Genomic DNA, 17107 nt, shown 5'->3' on the forward strand with positions numbered 1-17107 from the left:
GTCTGTCTGTGTAAAAGTATATACCAAAGTCAGCCCTCAGGCAAGGCATCCCGGAAAAATCAGGTCAGCTCCTTAATAAAGCTCCCGCACTCTACTCCTCTTCAAAGAGCACCTTCCCGTTTGTCTCAATGACTTTCTTGTACCAGTAGAAGCTGTCCTTCCTGAAGCGGTCCAGCGTGCCGCCCTCCTCCTCTTCCCGGTCCACATAGATAAAGCCGTACCGCTTCTGATATCCGTTCAGCCAGCTCAGAAGGTCGGTAAAGGACCAGGTGCAGTAGGCCAGTACCTGGCAGCCCTCCTCCACAGCTTCTCCCAGCGCCTTGATATGCTCCTTCAGATAGCAGATCCTGTACTCGTCATGTATCTGACCGTCCTCAGTCTTCTTGTCAAAGGCTCCCAGCCCGTTCTCAGAGATGACTATGGGCAGCGCATAGCGGCTCGTAATCTCTCTGCAGCAGAACTGAAGTCCCGAAGGATCGATACTCCAGTCCCAGTCTGTGGTCAGCAGATACGGGTTGGCCGGATTTTTGTAAATCCCCGGCATCCCCAGCTCCTGGGCGGAGCCCTTGACGCCGGTCGTGTTCATAGTCCCGTAGGGAGTGGCCCCGTCCATCGGATTGTACTCGCAGACGCAGCTCTGGTAATAGTTCACGCCCATAAACGTGATCTGCGCTGCCGCCTGTCTGAGAATCTCCTCATCTCCATCAGCCATGTCCGGCGCGATCCCCTTTTTCTTCAGATATGTCATCGCCGCAACAGGATAGCGCCCGTATGCATAGACATCCATCCACCAGTAGTTTTTCAGGTCATCGTAGTTGGCTTTTGCCATAGCGTTGATAGGCCTGCAGTCCAGGGCATAGGAGGGTGTGTAGGCGAAGCTTGCCCCTATCTGTCCCTTCCCGCCCATCTGCCGATAGGCCAGCACTGCCTTTGCATGAGCCATAAACGCATGATGGTTGACCTGATAGAACATTTTCTGGTCATCAAATTTGCCCGGCGGATGCTGGGCTGTCAGCCATCCCAGCGAGGTAAATATATTCTGCTCGTTCAGAGTGATCCAGTACTTCACCTTTCCGTCAAACCTGGAAAACAGCGTTTTTGCATACTGTACATAATCATCGATGATGCGGGGGCTCTCCCACCCCCGATACTCATCGACAAGGGCCTGGGGCAGATCCCAGTGGTAAATGGTCACCATAGGCTCTATGCTGTATTTCAGGCACTCGTCAATGATATCCTGGTAAAAGGCCATTCCCTCCTCGTTGACTTCCCCGGTCCCCTCAGGGAAGATCCTGGCCCAGGAGACAGAGAAACGGTATGTCTTCAGCCCCATCTCTGCCATCAGCGCAATATCTTCTTTGTACCTGTGATAGTGGTCCACTGCCACATCTCCTGTGGTGGCTTTGTAGGTCTTGCCCGGGATGCGCACAAACGCATCCCAGTTCGTCATCCCTTTTCCGCCTTCCTTCCATCCGCCTTCTATCTGATAGGCGGCAGAAGCACTCCCCCAGAGAAATCCCTCCGGAAATCCTGATGCTCTCATCTGTTCCATGTCTCTTCCTCCTTTTCTTTTCAATCAGCGTACTACCAGTATCTCATCAAGCTCCTTCACCGGCCCGGAGGCGGTGGCAGACACATCCGCAAATGCATCCGTGTTGGATACGATGACCGGAGTCGTGATGTCATATCCCGCCTTCACGATCTCATCCTTGTCAAACTCCAGGATAACTTCTCCCTTCTTGACTGTATCTCCGGAAGCCTTTTTCGGATAGAAATATTTTCCCTCCAGATTTACCGTGTCCATGCCTACATGTATCAGCAATTCCACACCGTCACTGCTGGTCATCCCGACCGCATGTCCGGTCTCAAACATCATATCTATCTTCCCGTCAAAGGGGGATGCCACTTCGCCCTTCTCCGGGATGACAGCGGCTCCTTTTCCCAGGATTCCCTGTGAAAATGTAGCGTCCTTCACCTGCTCCAGCGGAATGCACTCTCCCTGGATAGGGCTCAGGATACGGATTTCTTTTCCCTCTGGAAGGGGAGCGGCTGCAGGCTGGGCCTCTTCTGCCAGGATAGCCTCATCCTCGTCATCCTCGTCCACAATATCTTCAAAGCCGATCAGCATAGTGGCGATAAATGCCACAATGACTGTTATGACAATGGTAAGGGCCGCTATCAGAAGGCTGGCTGCTCTGTCCTCCTCCACATACTGGACGATCGTCACGATTGCCGGTGTCGCGATGCCAAAGCACTTCATCTGGAAAAAACCGCCGAAGAGTCCGCCTGCGACAGCTCCGATGCAGGCCCCCAGCATTGGCCTTTTCAGTCTCAGTGTCACACCGTAGAGAGCGGGCTCTGTAATACCTGCCACAAGTGCGGAAAACGCGGAGGAGCCGGCAACCTGTTTGAAGTCTTTGTTTTTGCTCTTTACAGATACGGCGAGAGAAGCAGCACCCTGCGCCATGTTGGAGCATAGCTCACCGATACAGATAAAGTTCTCATATCCGGTTGTTGCGATCATACCGAGCTTTATCGGGGTAAATGCGTGGTGCATGCCGGCCATGACAACAAACGGATAAATACCGGCCACCAATCCGATGGCGATAAAGCCGAGCTGGTCATGGATAAAGTATACGATATCTGACAGGACATTGCCCAGGATTGCCCCCAGAGGTCCCAGTACGATCAGGGCGATCGGTGCCTCGATCAGCACCACCAGCATGGGGCGCAGGAAGTTCTTGGTCACCACGGGCGTAATCTTATCTGCCAGCTTCTCCACATACTTTAGGGACCATACTGCCAGGATGATCGGGATGACCGAGTAGGAATAGGAAGCATAGGTAACCGGAATAAAGCCGAGGAATTTTACCACCTCCCCTGCCTCATTTGCATTGCTCATCAGAGAAATAAAATTGGGATGGAGCATGATAAGCGCAATGCTGGCCGCATAGTACATATTTGTCCCGAATTTCTTTGATGCAGAAATGGCAATCAAAACAGGCATAAAGAAAAAAGCTCCGTCTCCCATAACGCTTAACAGGTTATAGGTATTCCCTTCTGTATCAAGCACACCTATCATGGGCAGTAGCGTCAAAAGCACCTTGATCATGGCTGCGCCGATGATTGCTGGAATGACCGGCGCCATAATGCCGGAAATCGTATCCATCAGCATAGAGACGATTCCCTTCTTTTCCTGCTTCTGTGGTGCTTTCTTCGGAGCCTCGTTTGAGAAGTTGCCAAGCTTATTCAGCTCTGCAAAGACATTGGCCACGTCATTTCCTATGATGATCTGGTACTGTCCTGCCTTCTTCATCACTCCCATAACACCTTTTGTCTTTTTCACTGCCTCGTCGTCCACAATGGACTCGTCTTTCAGCGTGAATCTTAGCCTGGTCATACAATGTACAAGGCTGATCACATTTTCTTTTCCTCCTACACGCTGCAGGATTTTCTTTGCAACATTTGCGTAATCCATATCTTCACCTCATTAGAATTAATATATGTATCCCGGAAGTATCCGGAAAAAGAAAGACCTAGCCTTAAAGAGCACATTTTCCCGGGAAATGTACCCTTCAGGGCCAGGTCTTGCTTAACTGAATAATAACAAACCTGCGAACTAGCGATGCTGTTCGTCCAGTATTCTCTTTATATGAATCAGCAGATACAGCTCCTCATCTATGCTGATCCGGTATCCGTACTGCTTTTCAATGAACCGGGCCACCTTTTCCACCCCCGTATAGGCATGCCCGTTTTGTGCCACCATTGCCTGGTATATCTCCCCCATGCTGTCTTGATAGACCTCACCGTCCAGGACTCTGGCTGAGAAAAATTTTAAATGCGTCAGAAACCTCTGATAGGACACAGAATCCTCGTCAAATTCAATCCTGAAATGTATTTTTACAATCTTGATAATGGCATTAATTAGCTCTGTCATCTTCTGCACATCTGAAACCTCGCTGCTCTCAAGCTCTGAGGATATAATGTGCATGGCGATAAATCCCGCCTCGTCTTCTCCCAGATCAATATCTGTCATCTTCCGTATCCACTCAATGGCCTCCTTGGCCACCCTGTATTCCTGTGGATAAAATTTTCGAATTTCGTGTCGCATCAGATTCTTAAGGCTGATTCCGCTCTGGTATCTCTCCACAGCGGAATTGATGTGATCAGTCAATGTCACATAGAGGGTATCTCTCACCTTCAGTCCTGCTTCTCTAGAAGCATTGACTACCTTGCCGGCAATCTCCAGATATTTCTCCGAGATTTCTCTCACCACCTGCTGGAGCCTGTAATTATCCTCCGCACTCTTCAGACAATAAATCTTCTCCACGCGGGACTTGTCCAGCTCTTCACCCTTTTTCTTTTTAAACCCGATGCCGGCGCCGGTAATGATGATTTCCCGGCCGCACAGGTCCAGCGATACAACTGCATTTGTATTCAGAACTCTGACGATCTTCACCTGTTCCTGCCCCCTCCGGCAAGCATCCAAAACGGCTCTGCCATAAAAAAAACTGCCTATAATACTATTTATCCCAGTCAGTATTATAAACAGTCTTGCTTACCATTACGTAATAACAAACTTAATTTACCTGTATATATTAACAGCTCTCGGTCCATTTGTCTATAGCTATTTTTCTTTTCATCATATATCACAACTTCCCGCTCTTCTTTTTATGCAATATTTCCAAAATCATTCCCTCTGCCTCGGAGCCGGAAACGGCCTCCTTCTGAAACCCTGACCGCCATTCCCTTTTCGGACTTCGCATTTCTATCTCAAACATATTGTACGTCACATTCTCCTTGACATTTGCCTCTCTCTCTGTTATATTGATAATCAGATTATCGGTAATCAAATTATCAGTTGCTTTCCATGCAAAGTAAGGAGGCACGACCATGGCAGTACCCGACCATTCCATTGACCCGCGCATTATCGAGAGCGCCCGGAAAGAATTCCTGGAGAAGGGTTTTGAGAAGGCGTCCCTGAAATCCATCTGCGAGGGCGCAGGTGTCACCACCGGTGCCCTCTACAAGCGCTACAAGGGCAAGGAGGACCTGTTCAGCGCCACTGTACGGCAGACCGTGGAGGAGCTGTACTCTGTGGCGTCTCAGCGGGGGGACAGAGAGCTTTCCCTCATGTCCGACGAAGAGCTGATCAAAGCGTGGGACATGGACCACTCCGACATGATGTGGTGGTTCCGATACCTCTACGACAGGCACGATGATTTCTACCTGCTCCTTGCCTGCTCGGAGGGGACCAGGTACTCCCGCTTTGCCCACGACTGGGTGGCCCTCCTCACAAAAGCCACCAGCGCCTTCCTGGAGGAGGCGAAAAGGAGGGGGCTCTGCAGGAAGGATGTGAATCCGGATGAGCTCCACATCCTCCTGTCCGCATTCTGGACTACCATCTATGAGCCCTTTATCCACCATTTTACATGGGAGCAGATCGAGGCGCACTGTCACATCGTGTGCAGGCTGTTCAACTGGCACCAGGCCCTTGGCTTCCGGACGACAGAGCCGGGACAGGAAAGCAGCCTCTCCCCCTAGACACGCCCCTCACAGCCCCTCTCTTCGGGGAGGGCTTTCTTTTCTCTCGTAAGTTAGTTTTTCCTAACCAAAAAAAGGAGGTTTAAGACATGTTTAAAAAGGTTCTGGAATATGCCGGGGAATACCGCCGGACCACCTATGCGTCCATAGCAGTCATGCTGCTGGGCGTGCTCATGAGCGTACTCCCCTATTTCTCCATCTACCGGCTCATCGCCCCGCCTCTCACCGGGGAGCTGGCAAATCCCGGTCAGTCCCTTCTGTGGGCGGCGGCCATCGCCCTGTGCGGGGTGCTCTACGCTCTGCTCTACGTGAAGGGCCTGTCCCTCTCCCACCGGGCTGCCTACAGCACGCTGCGCAATCTCCGGGTCTCCCTGCAGGGCCGCCTGGAAAAGCAGCCCCTGGGAGTCATAAAGGAGAAGGGCACAGGCACGCTGAAAAAAATGTTCACTGACGACATTGACTCCATCGAGCTCCTGCTGGCCCACGCCCTGCCCGAGGGGCTGGCCAATGTGGCTGTGCCGTTCTTTGTGTTCATCGCCATGTTCTTCGTAGACTGGAAGCTGGCCCTGCTGTCCCTTTGCTCCCTCCCCCTGGGGCTGGCCGCCATGGGCGCCATGTACCAGGCGGGCACCAGCAAGGTGGGGGACTACTACGCCTCAGCCCGGAAGATGAACAACACCATTGTGGAGTACATCAACGGCATGGAGGTGGTGAAGGTCTTCAACCGGGACGGGGACTCCTACCGGCGCTTTGAGCAGGATGTCCGGGGCTACCGGGATTTCACCCTGGCCTGGTACAAGGTGTGCTGGCCCTGGATGGCGCTGTACAACAGCATCCTTCCCTGCGTGGCCCTCTTCACCCTTCCTGTGGGTGCCTTCCTTGTCCTGAAAGACTACTCCACCCTGCCGGACCTGGCCCTGGTGCTCTGCATGTCCTTCGGCACAGGCGCCCCTCTTCTCAGGGCCCTCTCCTTCCTGGCCGCCATGCCCCAGGTGAGCTACAAGATCCATGCCCTGGAGCAGCTCATGAGCGCCCTGCCCCTCGCCCAGACAGAGGCTCCCTTCTCCGGCAGGGACCACACAGTCACCTTTGACAGGGTACATTTCGCCTACAGAGAGGAGGTGCTCCACGGCATCTCCCTGACTGTGCCGGAGGGAAGCCTGACCGCCCTGGTTGGGGAGTCCGGCTCCGGGAAATCCACCCTGGCAAAGCTCCTGGTCCACTACTACGACGTGACCGGCGGGGCAATCCGTTTGGGCGGCCAGGACCTGCGGGACATGAGCCTTCAGGCTCTGAACGACCAGATTTCCTACGTATCCCAGGAGCAGTTCCTCTTTAACACCAGCCTTCTGGAAAACATTCGCGCAGGCCGCCTGACCGCCACCGACGAGGAGGTCATGGAGGCCGCCAGGAAGGCCCAGTGCATGGAATTCCTGGACCGGCTGCCGGAGGGCATCCACACCATGGCTGGGGACGGCGGAAAGCAGCTCTCCGGCGGGGAGCGTCAGCGGATCTGCCTGGCCCGGGCCATCTTAAAGGACGCCCCTGTCATCGTCCTGGACGAGGCCACAGCCAGCGTGGACGCGGACAATGAACAGTACATCCAGGAGGCCATCAGTGAACTGTGCCGGGGCAAGACCCTGCTGGTCATCGCCCACCGGCTCCACACCATCCGGGACGCAGACCAGATACTGGTCATCCGGGATGGCCGCATCGCCCAGCGGGGCACCCACGACCTGCTCATGGAGGAAGGCGGTCCCTACCGGGACCTTGTAAGCGCCAGGGAGCAGAGCCAGGGCTGGAACCGCAGGCCGGCTTAGAAACAAGCGGCCCAGGATCTCACCCCAGGGCCGCAGCAAGACAGGACAGGGCGCCTGGAACTTTGTTCCCGTCGCCCTGCATCCGTCCACTGCCCCCGCCGGCTTCTCGTCTGTAAACAGGATAGCAACCGGATAAAGTCAGAATTTTAATTTCTCACACAACACACTCTTCATACAGACCTCCGTCAGATTTTTCTTTCTGCTTAAGATTACATATCTAAGATCTCAGCCTTATCCCCTTCCACAAGTATGGCCTGCTCATCCGTAATGACCTTCAAATCCAGCTTGTCTCCATATGTCTCAATGATCTTCCGTGCCCCCTCCCCCATCTCTTCGTTGTCCAGGTGGGGAACCACATAGAAATCCACCAGTCCGAGGGCGGAATAGGTTTCAAGCTCCGGGGCCTTCTCCGGGGCGTCCATAAGATCACAGTATCCGATGTCCGGGCAGGCCACGACAGCACCCGCCGACTCGCCTATGTACAGCTTGCCCTGCTCCACCTCCCGGATCAGCAGTCTGTCCGCTCCGCTCCTTTTCAGCTCCTGCAGCAGGAAAAAGGTATTGCCCCCACCCACAAAGATCAGGTCATTCTCTGTCAGACTGTGGAAAATCTTTTCCCGGGAGGCAGCGGAGACATCCAGCACGTCCACCTTAAGTCCCAGGCTTTCCAGCATTTCCGTCTCTTCCTTTATCATTCCGTTTACGATGGCCGCATCGCCGTCCGCTTCCCCTATAATCGCCGTGGGGATGTACGACACCGTTTTTCCCCCAAGGTCAGGCTCCTCTCTCTTTAAAGTCTCCAAGACCCGATGCATCATGGAGACCAGTAAAATCTTCTTCATATTCTCCCTGTGCTCCTTACATTCTTCTATTTGTCGTAATAAAACTCCGTCCATTTTCCCCGATATGACAGGCAGGGAAGGGAGGGATGCTTCGTCCCCTTCAGTGTGCCCTTTTTCAGCTCCACGGCGTCCTCCAGGTTTCTCCTGATATATTCGGGTTCAACCGGATACGGGTGATGGCAGGGGATAATCGTCTCCACCTGGTCTGCCAGGGCGCACAGCTTTTTCTGGCTCTCTATGTACAGGTCCAGACTGCGATGATCCCCAAACATGAAAATCGGCCCGCCCTTCTGTACAGAGTCGCCGGGCAGAAGCAGCTTTCTCTCCCGGTCCAGAAGCGCCACGCTCCCGTATGTATGGCCCGGTATCTCGACCACCTCCAGGCAGTAGCCGCCGCACAGAAAGACATCCCCCTCCTCCAGAGGCTTCAGGGACACCCTGTCTTTTACCAGATGCCAGTCCGCCCTGTGGAGAAATCCTTCTCCAAAATCCTTCAGCCCTCCTGCATGGTCCACATCCCCGTGAGTCAGGACGACTCTCACCGGCAGGCTTGTAAGCCTTCTGACTGCCTGGTGCACCTGGCCGTCCGCAAATCCTGTGTCGATCAGAAGTGCCTCCTCCCCTGTGATCAGGAACTGCCGCACCCGTCCGTCATCCAGTATATAAAAATTTTCCATAAACAGCTTTACATTTGTCATGGGCAACCCTCCTTTTACTGCTCTTTCTATACCTAATCCTGCTTATATTGTAACATTCCGCTCAAACAGCTGTCCACAAATTCACCAATGTGCCCGCTTTATTTTCCAGCGGCCTGCCCTGGAGTGCGAGACCGTGATGCTGAACATTAACTACGGGCACAACAGGGCCCTGATGGAGAAGTGCCGCCGTCTGAAGGAGTACGCTGTCTTCGTGAACACAGTCCGGGAGAACCTGAAGCGGCCGCTCCCCCTCAGGGAGGCAGTTTCAGCGGCAGTGGATACATGCATTGAAAACAATGTGCTGAGGGATATTCTGCTGGAGCAAAAAGCGGAGGTGATCCAGAAGAAGCTGGCAAAGGGCAAATCTGTAGAGACTATTGCCGGGGAACTGGAGGTGGACACGGATACGGTGAGAAGCCTGCGGATACTCCATAAAAATCCCGATTTCTAAAAAAGGTTCTAAAAAACACAGGGCACCTGGAATGTACTTCCAAATACCCTGTGTTTTATTTACTGTGTTGTTATTTATATTTTTATTTATTCTACCATGTATCAAACAGAGAGAGCTGATTGCTCTCCGGCAGATCCCCGAAAAGTCCCAGGTCATTCATCAGGTCAATGACTGTCTTGCTGACCTTGGTCCTCTGGCGGAAATCGTCTCTGCTCAGGTATGGGCCCTGCTCAGAGGCAGCCTCCACGGCCTCGGCAGCCTTGTCACCCATTCCTTCGATACTGGAAAGGGGCGGCATCAGCTTGCCGTCCACGATCTGGAAACGGGAGGCCTTTGCCTTGTAAATGTCAATGGGGACAAACTCAAAGCCCCTGGCGTACATCTCCTGTACAATGCGCATGTCCTTCAGGGTATCCTGCTCCTTCTTGCTCAAAGAGTCCTTCCGTCTCTCGTAATCCTTGATATAGAAATTCAGCTGCTCCTTTCCCTGGCACATGAGCTCATAGGAGAAGGCGTCCGCACGGATCCCAAAGTAGGCCGCATAGTAGGCCAGCGGATAGTTGATCTTGCAGTAGGCGATCCGGTAGGCCATCATGACATAGGCAGCTGCGTGAGCCTTGGGGAACATGTATTTGATCTTCTCGCAGGAGCCGATGTACCAGTCCGGCACACCGTGCTCTGTCATATCCTTCTTAAAGTCCGGCCACTCCTTGCATTTCCCCTTTGCCACGGTTCCCTTTCTGACGCGCTCCATGATGGTAAATGACTCCTCGCTGTCCATCCCCTTGTTGATGAGGTAGGTCATGATGTCGTCTCGGGTACAGATAGCTGTGGAAATGGTGGCCTGACCGCTCAGGATCAGATCCTGGGCATTGTTCAGCCACACGTCCGTCCCGTGGGACAGACCGGAGATACGGATCAGGTCTGAGAGGGTCTGGGGTTTGGTGTCCACCACCATCTGGATAACAAAGTCCGTTCCGAACTCCGGGATACCCAGACAGCCCACCGGGCAGCCCCCGATGTCAGAGGGCTTGATACCCAGAGCCTCGGTACTCTGGAACAGGCTCATCACACCGGGGTCGTCCAGAGGAATTTTTGTGGCATCAAACCGATTGTCCGTCTCATTGTACTCATTATCCATAGCAGGAGAGCTGATGTACTCCTCCAGCGTCTTGATCATGGTGGGATCATCGTGTCCCAGAATATCCAGCTTCAGCAGGTTGTGGTCAATGGAGTGGTAGTCGAAGTGAGTGGTCACGATGTCCGTGCTCATATCATTGGCCGGGTGCTGCACCGGGGTAAAGGAATTGATATCCTCCCCCAGGGGCAGGACAATGATACCTCCCGGGTGCTGGCCGGTGCTCCTGCGAATGCCGGTACAGCCCTGGACGATCCTGTCGATCTCGCAGGTCCGCTTTCTCTGTCCCCGCTCCTCAAAATAATTTTTCACAAATCCGAAGGCCGTCTTGTCCGCCAGGGTTCCGATGGTGCCGGCCCGGTAGGTCTGACCGTCTCCGAAGATGACCTCCGTGTATTTGTGGGCATTGCTCTGATAGTCTCCGGAGAAGTTCAGGTCGATATCCGGCTCCTTGTTTCCCTTAAATCCGAGGAAAGTCTCAAAGGGAATGTCAAATCCGTCTTTTATGAGCATCTCCCCGCACACCGGACACTTCTTGTCCGGCATGTCCATCCCGCAGCCCCCGGCGTACCTGCGCACCTCATCGGAGGTGAAATCGCTATAGTGACACTTGGGGCAGTAATAGTGAGGACTCAGGGGATTGACCTCCGTAATTCCCGCCATGGTGGCCACAAAGGAGGAGCCAACCGATCCACGGGAGCCTACCAGGTAGCCGTCCTCGTTGGACTTCCACACCAGCTTCTGGGCGATAATGTACATCACGGCAAAGCCGTTGGAGATGATGGAGTTCAGCTCTCTCTCCAGACGCTCCGTCACCACCTCCGGCAGATCCTCCCCGTACATCTCGTGGGCCTTGTTATAGCAGATGTCCCTCAGCATCTGATCCGAGTTGGGGATCACCGGCGGACACTTGTCCGGACGGACAGGAGCAATCTTCTCCACCCAGTCCGCGATCATGTTTGGGTTGTCGATGACCACCTCTTTTGCCTTGGCAGATCCCAGGTATTCAAACTCAGCCAGCATCTCGTCTGTCGACCGCAGATAGAGAGGAGCCTGGTTGTCAGCATCTGAAAAGCCCTTCCCGGCCATGATGATCCGGCGGTAGACCTCATCCTCCGGATCCAGGAAATGGACGTCACAGGTTGCCACCACGGGCTTGTTGAACTTCTCCCCAAGCCGGATGATCTGCCTGTTGATCTCCTTTAAATCCTCCTCCGAGTGAACCTTGGACACTCTGTCGCTGTCGATCATAAAGGCGTTGTTCCCCAGAGGCTGGATCTCCAGGTAATCATAGTAGTCTACAATGCGGGCGATCCGCTCCTCGGACTTGTCGTCCAGAATGGCCTGGTAGAGCTCTCCGGCCTCGCAGGCGCTTCCCAGGATCAGTCCCTCCCTGTACCTGGAAAATTCGCTCTTTGGAATCCTTGGATGCCGGGCAAAATAATCCAGGTGGGACTTGGAGATCAGGGTGTAGAGGTTGGTCCTTCCAATGTCATTCCTGGCCAGGATGATGGCGTGGTAGGAGGGCATCTTCCGGACTGCGTCCGCATTGTTCTTCACGCCGAACCGGTTCAGCTCCTTCAAGGTATAAATGTCCCTCTCGGCCAGCATCTCCACAAATTTTTCAAAGATTTCCGCCGTAGCTCCCGCATCGTCCACCGCCCGGTGATGATTTTCCAGTGAAATGTTCAGGGCCTTTGCCACAATATTCAGCTTGAATCTGGACAGGGTAGGCAGGAGCACTCTGGCCATGGCCACTGTGTCCACAGAGGTAAAATCCGGCTGGATGTCCTCATAGCGGCAGTTCTGCTCGATAAAGCTGACATCAAAGGAGGCGTTGTGGGCCACCAGCACGCCGTCCCCCACAAATTCCAGGAATCTGGGCAGCACCTCCTCAATGGGAGGGGCGTCTAAAACCATGGCGTCCGTGATGCTGGTGAGCTGGGTGATCTTAAAGGGAATGGGGATCTGGGGATTTACAAAGGTGCTGAACCTCTCCGTTATTTTCCCCTTCTCCACCTTCACGGCCCCGATCTCAATAATCTTGTCCTTGATGGGGCTGAAGCCCGTCGTCTCCAGGTCAAAGACGATAAAGGTCCCCTGCAGATCCTGTCCCTTCTCGTTGACCGCCACGTCGGACAGGTCGTCCACCAGATAGGCCTCCACTCCGTAGATGACCTTGAAGGGGTCGTCCTTATCCAGCGTCTCTATGTAGTGGTTGGCGTCTGTAAACGCCTGCACCCCCCCGTGATCCGTGATGGCGATGGCCTTGTGTCCCCAGTCGTGGGCCCTCTTCACAATATCCTTTACCTCGGAGACCCCGTCCATGTCGCTCATCTTTGTGTGGCAGTGGAGCTCCACCCGCTTCTCCGGGGCTGTGTCCTTCCTTGTGACCGTAAAGTCCGGGATTTTCCGGATGCCTGTGACAGAGCCGATGGTCAGCTCACCGTCAAATTTATCGATGGTGGTGACTCCCTTGATCTTCAGGAACGCCCCCATCTTGATGTCCTGGAGTATGTCCGCCAGCTGGTCATTGCGGACAAACATCTTCACCATGATGGTGTCCGTGAAATCCGTCACCGCGTACATGATGATGGTCTTCTCATTGCGGATCTCTCTCGTGTCAAAGCTGATGACCTTGCCCCGGATGGTGATCTCTCCCATCTCGCTGACCACTTCCTTCAGCTCAATAGCCGCATCGTCAAAATCCCGGCCGTAAATGACATTGGGATCGTCGGATTTGCGGTAGGAAGAAAATTCCCGTTTCCGGAAGCCGCCGTTTCCCTTGGAGAAACCGCCCCGGGAGCCACCTCCCGTGAAGCCGCCCTTTGCATCTCTCTTAAGACCGCCGTTTGAGCCGCCTTTTGCGCTGCCCTTTGAGCCGGCTTTGGAGGCAACCCTCTCTCCGGATCCCTCTCCTGTCTTTTTCAGGGAGTCAGGAGCGCCCGCCGTCTCCTCTCCAAAGGCGGCGTCCTCCTCCGCGGATTTTTCCCGCAGAAGCCGCTCCTTCCTGAGGGCCTGGTTTCTCTCCACAATGGCGTCCACTTCCTGCCGCAGCTTCAGGTCATTGTACTTCAGGCTGCTCTCTTTGGGCTTCTCGTAGACCACCCGCACCTCCACAGGCACGTGGAACCGGTCGTTGAACACAGAGGTCAGAAGCTCCACTACAGAGTCTTTTTTCCCCTGCGCTACCACCGTATCCTGGAGAGTCAGGCACATAATGTTGCCGTCCTCAAATGAATAGCGGGATGTCTGAAGCATGTTCCGCTCCACCACGCTTTTTTGCTCCGCCTCCAGGAGAAGGCTGTCGTAGTACTCCCGCATCAGATTTTCCGGCGTGTACTGGGCGGAGAGCTGATAGTCCTCCCACACCTCGATGCGGACGGGCACTCTGCCGAAAAGCTGCTCCTTGATCATCCTCTCCAGCTCGTAGATCCGCCTCTTCTTGATCAGATGCCGGCTGAAAATGTGCACGCGTATAAAATCCCTTGCGGAGTTGGAGGCCACCTTTGTCACCTCCACCTCCCCAAGGAGCATTTTCATTTCTTCATTTACCTTTAAAGTCGGAAACACTTCAAAAAACAGTTTACTCATTCCAGTGTTCAAGCTCCCATCTCAGTGTGTCCAGCAGTTCTTCTTCCTTTACCTTTTTGACAATCTCACCCTTTTTGATGAGCAGGCCTTCTCCGATGCCGCCGGCAATGCCGATATCGGCCTCCTTCGCCTCGCCTGGGCCGTTGACCACGCAGCCCATGACCGCCACCTTGATGTCGAGGGGAATGTCAGCCACCATCTGCTCCACCTTATTGGCAAGGCCGATGAGGTCGATCTTCGTCCTTCCGCAGGTGGGGCAGGAGACAACCTCAATGCCTCCCTTTCTGAGGCCAAGCGTCCGGAGGATGAGCCTGGCGCTCTTAATCTCCTCCACAGGATCCCCTGTCAGGGAGACCCGGATAGTGTCCCCGATACCCTGACTCAGGATGAGCGCAAGGCCGATGGAGGACTTGATGTTTCCGGACATAAGAGTGCCCGACTCCGTAATGCCCACGTGGAGCGGATAAGGACACTCCCTGGCGATCAGCTCATGGGCCTTCACGCACATCAGCACATCCGAGGACTTGATGCTGACCACCAGGTTGTCGTAGCCCATCCCCTCGATCATATGTACCTTGTCCAGGGCGCTCTCCACAATGCCCTCAGCCGTGACGCCGCCGTATTTTTCCACCAGCTCCTTCTCCAGGGAGCCGCTGTTGACACCCACCCGGATGGGGATCTCTCTCTCCTTCGCCTTCTCCACCACCATCCGGACCCGATCCTCTGAGCCGATATTGCCGGGGTTGATGCGGATCTTATCTGCCCCATTTTCAATGGCTGCGATGGCCAGCCTGTAGTCAAAGTGAATGTCCGCCACAAGGGGAATGTGAATATGCTTCTTGATCTCCCCAAGCGCCAGGGCCGCCTCCTGAGTGGGCACGGCGCAGCGGATGATCTCGCACCCCGCCTTCTCCAGGCGGAGGATCTGGGCCACTGTAGCCTCCACATCCTCTGTCTTCGTGTTGGTCATGGACTGGATGGCAATGGGGTGGCCGCCGCCGATCCACACATCGCCTATTCTGATCTGTTTTGTCTCATTTCGTGTCATAACCGTTCTCCTTCTTTACAAATACTGCTTTTCAAATGTAGCTCTTCTCATCAGAACAGGGCGGGGCTTCCCGCCTCCGCTTACCCGCAGAATAAAAAGGGGCCCTCTCCTTCGCCCCCGGCTCAGCCCCGGACCGTCAAAGAGGAACCCTGTGTCTGTCTGCGCCTGTGCTGCCTACTGCCGCACAAATACCATCTGCTCTCCGTACTCTCTCTCCGTGAGGGTCAGCTGACCCTGATCCACGCTGTAGGAAAAGGTGGTGGTGAGATTCGTGAGGGCCGTGCGCAGGTTCTCTTCCGTGTACTGCCCCCCGGAGCTCTCAGCCTGGCTGGCCAGTGCGCCCGGGATTTCTTTAAAGGTGATGGTCTTTTCGTCCCTGTCAAGGCTGTACTGGAGCTCCACCTCAACTGTCTGTTCTTCCACCACATCCGGCAGCGTGACCGTCATCCTCTCATTGTTCTCTATATCCAGCGCAAGCTCACTGCCCTCGCTCACCCAGTTGCCCTCCAGGGGATTGGACGTGAACATGCGGACAAGGAAGAATACCGCGATGACCACGATCAGAATGGAACTGACCGTGATCACGATCCTCCAGAGTTTACTTCTTTCAGCTTCATTATTTTTTGCGATCAGCATAGATATCGTCCTCTCATATGTCTCCCAGAGGGAGACTTTTTCCTTCTTAATAAATTATAGGTGGTTTTGGGGACAGTGTCAACGACATATCCCCCGCGTCACACCGCGTCATTTTTCGCAACATTTTGTTGAGTATCGGCACTTCACGACCGTCAGCGCCGGCAAACTGGTAAAATATGGTATCAATACAAAGGAGGAGAGAGTCATGTCATTTGCACAGAGACTGAAAACACTGCGTGCAGAGCACAATATGACCCAGAAGGAGCTTGGCCGGCGCATGAACCTTGCCCGCACCACCATCGCAGGCTATGAGACCAAAAGCCGTCAGCCCTCCCATGAGAAGCTGGCTGACATAGCCGACATCTTCGGCGTCTCTGTGGACTATCTCATCGACGGGGACGAGACACTGACTCCTGTCTCCCTGTCCCAGCATGAGCGCATCATAGACGAGAAGTTTTTCCGCCTCTACTCCCAGCTCACTGTAAAATCAAAAGAAAGCGCTCTTGACTACCTCGAGCTTCTAAAGCTCAGAGATGAAAAGCAGGCGCAGGAACGCCCATAGGGGAAAGTTCCTGACGCCTGTATTTATTTCACAAAACGCTCATAAATATACCTGTTTGCCTCCAGCTCCTGGCTGTCGTCCAGGGGCACAAGCTCTCCGGAACCGTATTTTCTCTCCAGGGCCCTGGCGATGAGCCAGTCGCAGACCTGGGGATTTTTCGGAAGAAGAGGGCCGTGCAGATAGGTGCCGATGACGTTTTTGTAGACCACGCCCTCGCATCCGCTGTTCTCCTCATTTCCATATCCGTGGAGCACCTTCCCGAAGGGGGTGTTCTCTCCGATAAACGTCCGGCCGCCGTGATTTTCAAATCCCACCACCGGTGTCTCAAAGAGGTCGCTTTTGAGGACGATATTGCCGATAAGCCGCCCCTCTCCCTGTTCCGTGTACAGGTCCACCAGATCCAGTCCCTCGATCATGCCCTCCTCGGTGCGGTAGTATTTTCCAAGAAGCTGGTAGCCGCCGCACACGGCGATGACCACTCCGTTGTCCTCCACATAGCTCTTGAAATCCTGCTGGATGTCCTTCAGCTTCCGGCAGACGATCATCTGCTCCCTGTCGGAGCCTCCGCCAAGGAGCACGATATCCAGCTTTGAGAAATCAATCTCATCGTTCAGTTCGAACTCGATCGTCTCCGCCTCGATCCCTCTCCAGATACAGCGCTGCATCAGGCAGGCAATGTTTCCCCTGTCTCCGTACAGATTGAGAAGATCCGGGTAGAGGTGGCCGATGGTTATCTTTCTTGTCTCTTTTGTCTCCCTGTTCTCCATACTGCCC

Annotated in this window: 14 protein-coding genes; 4 read left to right on the plus strand and 10 right to left on the minus strand. The window is 54.2% G+C overall.

Going from position 1 to position 17107, the window contains the following annotated elements; genetic code table 11:
- Positions 1-91 precede the first annotated feature (91 nt).
- The 4 genes from NI21_RS0112555 to NI21_RS17185 all read right to left on the minus strand — a co-directional run bounded on the left by NI21_RS0112555 (position 92) and on the right by NI21_RS17185 (position 4781).
- Positions 92-1552, minus strand: coding sequence for a glycoside hydrolase family 1 protein (locus NI21_RS0112555; protein ID WP_033126543.1), 1461 nt, complete (start codon positions 1550-1552; stop codon positions 92-94).
- A gap of 24 nt (positions 1553-1576) precedes the next feature.
- On the minus strand, positions 1577-3478 hold the full coding sequence (locus NI21_RS0112560) for a beta-glucoside-specific PTS transporter subunit IIABC (RefSeq protein ID WP_033126544.1): 1902 nt from the start codon (positions 3476-3478) through the stop codon (positions 1577-1579).
- A 141-nt stretch (positions 3479-3619) separates the two neighbouring features.
- A complete protein-coding gene (licT, locus tag NI21_RS0112565) occupies positions 3620-4459 on the minus strand; it encodes a BglG family transcription antiterminator LicT (RefSeq protein WP_033126545.1) in 840 nt (279 codons plus the stop codon).
- Between the two features lie 190 nt (positions 4460-4649).
- Positions 4650-4781: a hypothetical protein gene (locus tag NI21_RS17185; protein WP_255349850.1), complete on the minus strand. Its 132-nt coding sequence runs from the start codon at positions 4779-4781 to the stop codon at positions 4650-4652.
- Positions 4782-4893: 112 nt separating this feature from the next.
- On the opposite strand from NI21_RS17185, the gene NI21_RS0112575 reads away from it, so the two are divergent.
- Entirely contained in the window at positions 4894-5544 is a 651-nt protein-coding gene (locus NI21_RS0112575; RefSeq protein WP_033126547.1) for a TetR/AcrR family transcriptional regulator, read from the plus strand.
- Positions 5545-5633: 89 nt separating this feature from the next.
- A complete protein-coding gene (locus NI21_RS0112580; protein WP_033126548.1) occupies positions 5634-7364 on the plus strand; it encodes an ABC transporter ATP-binding protein in 1731 nt (576 codons plus the stop codon).
- A gap of 209 nt (positions 7365-7573) precedes the next feature.
- Here the strand turns inward: NI21_RS0112580 and NI21_RS0112585 are convergent, their stop codons facing one another.
- A complete protein-coding gene (locus NI21_RS0112585) occupies positions 7574-8206 on the minus strand; it encodes a Type 1 glutamine amidotransferase-like domain-containing protein (protein ID WP_033126549.1) in 633 nt (210 codons plus the stop codon).
- Between the two features lie 26 nt (positions 8207-8232).
- Positions 8233-8904, minus strand: a complete 672-nt coding sequence (locus NI21_RS0112590; protein WP_033126550.1) for an MBL fold metallo-hydrolase — start codon at positions 8902-8904, stop codon at positions 8233-8235.
- A gap of 133 nt (positions 8905-9037) precedes the next feature.
- Between NI21_RS0112590 and NI21_RS0112595 the strand changes: the two genes are divergently transcribed.
- A complete protein-coding gene (locus NI21_RS0112595; RefSeq protein ID WP_147581196.1) occupies positions 9038-9355 on the plus strand; it encodes a hypothetical protein in 318 nt (105 codons plus the stop codon).
- A 91-nt stretch (positions 9356-9446) separates the two neighbouring features.
- Here NI21_RS0112595 and NI21_RS0112600 read toward each other — a convergent pair whose 3' ends face one another.
- The 3 genes from NI21_RS0112600 to NI21_RS0112610 all read right to left on the minus strand — a co-directional run bounded on the left by NI21_RS0112600 (position 9447) and on the right by NI21_RS0112610 (position 15771).
- Positions 9447-14087: a PolC-type DNA polymerase III gene (locus tag NI21_RS0112600; RefSeq protein WP_033126552.1), complete on the minus strand. Its 4641-nt coding sequence runs from the start codon at positions 14085-14087 to the stop codon at positions 9447-9449.
- Positions 14080-15135 (minus strand): flavodoxin-dependent (E)-4-hydroxy-3-methylbut-2-enyl-diphosphate synthase, encoded by a 1056-nt coding sequence (ispG, locus tag NI21_RS0112605; protein WP_033126553.1) that lies wholly within the window; start codon positions 15133-15135, stop codon positions 14080-14082. Before ispG ends, NI21_RS0112600 begins: the two co-directional genes overlap by 8 nt.
- 174 nt (positions 15136-15309) lie before the next feature.
- Positions 15310-15771 (minus strand): hypothetical protein, encoded by a 462-nt coding sequence (locus NI21_RS0112610; RefSeq protein WP_033126554.1) that lies wholly within the window; start codon positions 15769-15771, stop codon positions 15310-15312.
- A 205-nt stretch (positions 15772-15976) separates the two neighbouring features.
- Between NI21_RS0112610 and NI21_RS0112615 the strand changes: the two genes are divergently transcribed.
- Positions 15977-16333, plus strand: a complete 357-nt coding sequence (locus tag NI21_RS0112615) for a helix-turn-helix domain-containing protein (RefSeq protein ID WP_033126555.1) — start codon at positions 15977-15979, stop codon at positions 16331-16333.
- 23 nt (positions 16334-16356) lie between these two features.
- On the opposite strand, the gene NI21_RS0112620 is transcribed toward NI21_RS0112615, so the two are convergent.
- The gene (locus tag NI21_RS0112620; RefSeq protein WP_033126556.1) at positions 16357-17100 is read right to left on the minus strand and encodes a type 1 glutamine amidotransferase; all 744 of its coding nucleotides are present in this window, start codon (positions 17098-17100) and stop codon (positions 16357-16359) included.
- Positions 17101-17107: the final 7 nt, after the last annotated feature.

The sequence above is a fragment of the Eubacterium sp. ER2 genome, from assembly GCF_000765215.1.
GTDB lineage: Bacteria > Bacillota > Clostridia > Lachnospirales > Lachnospiraceae > Claveliimonas > Claveliimonas intestinigallinarum.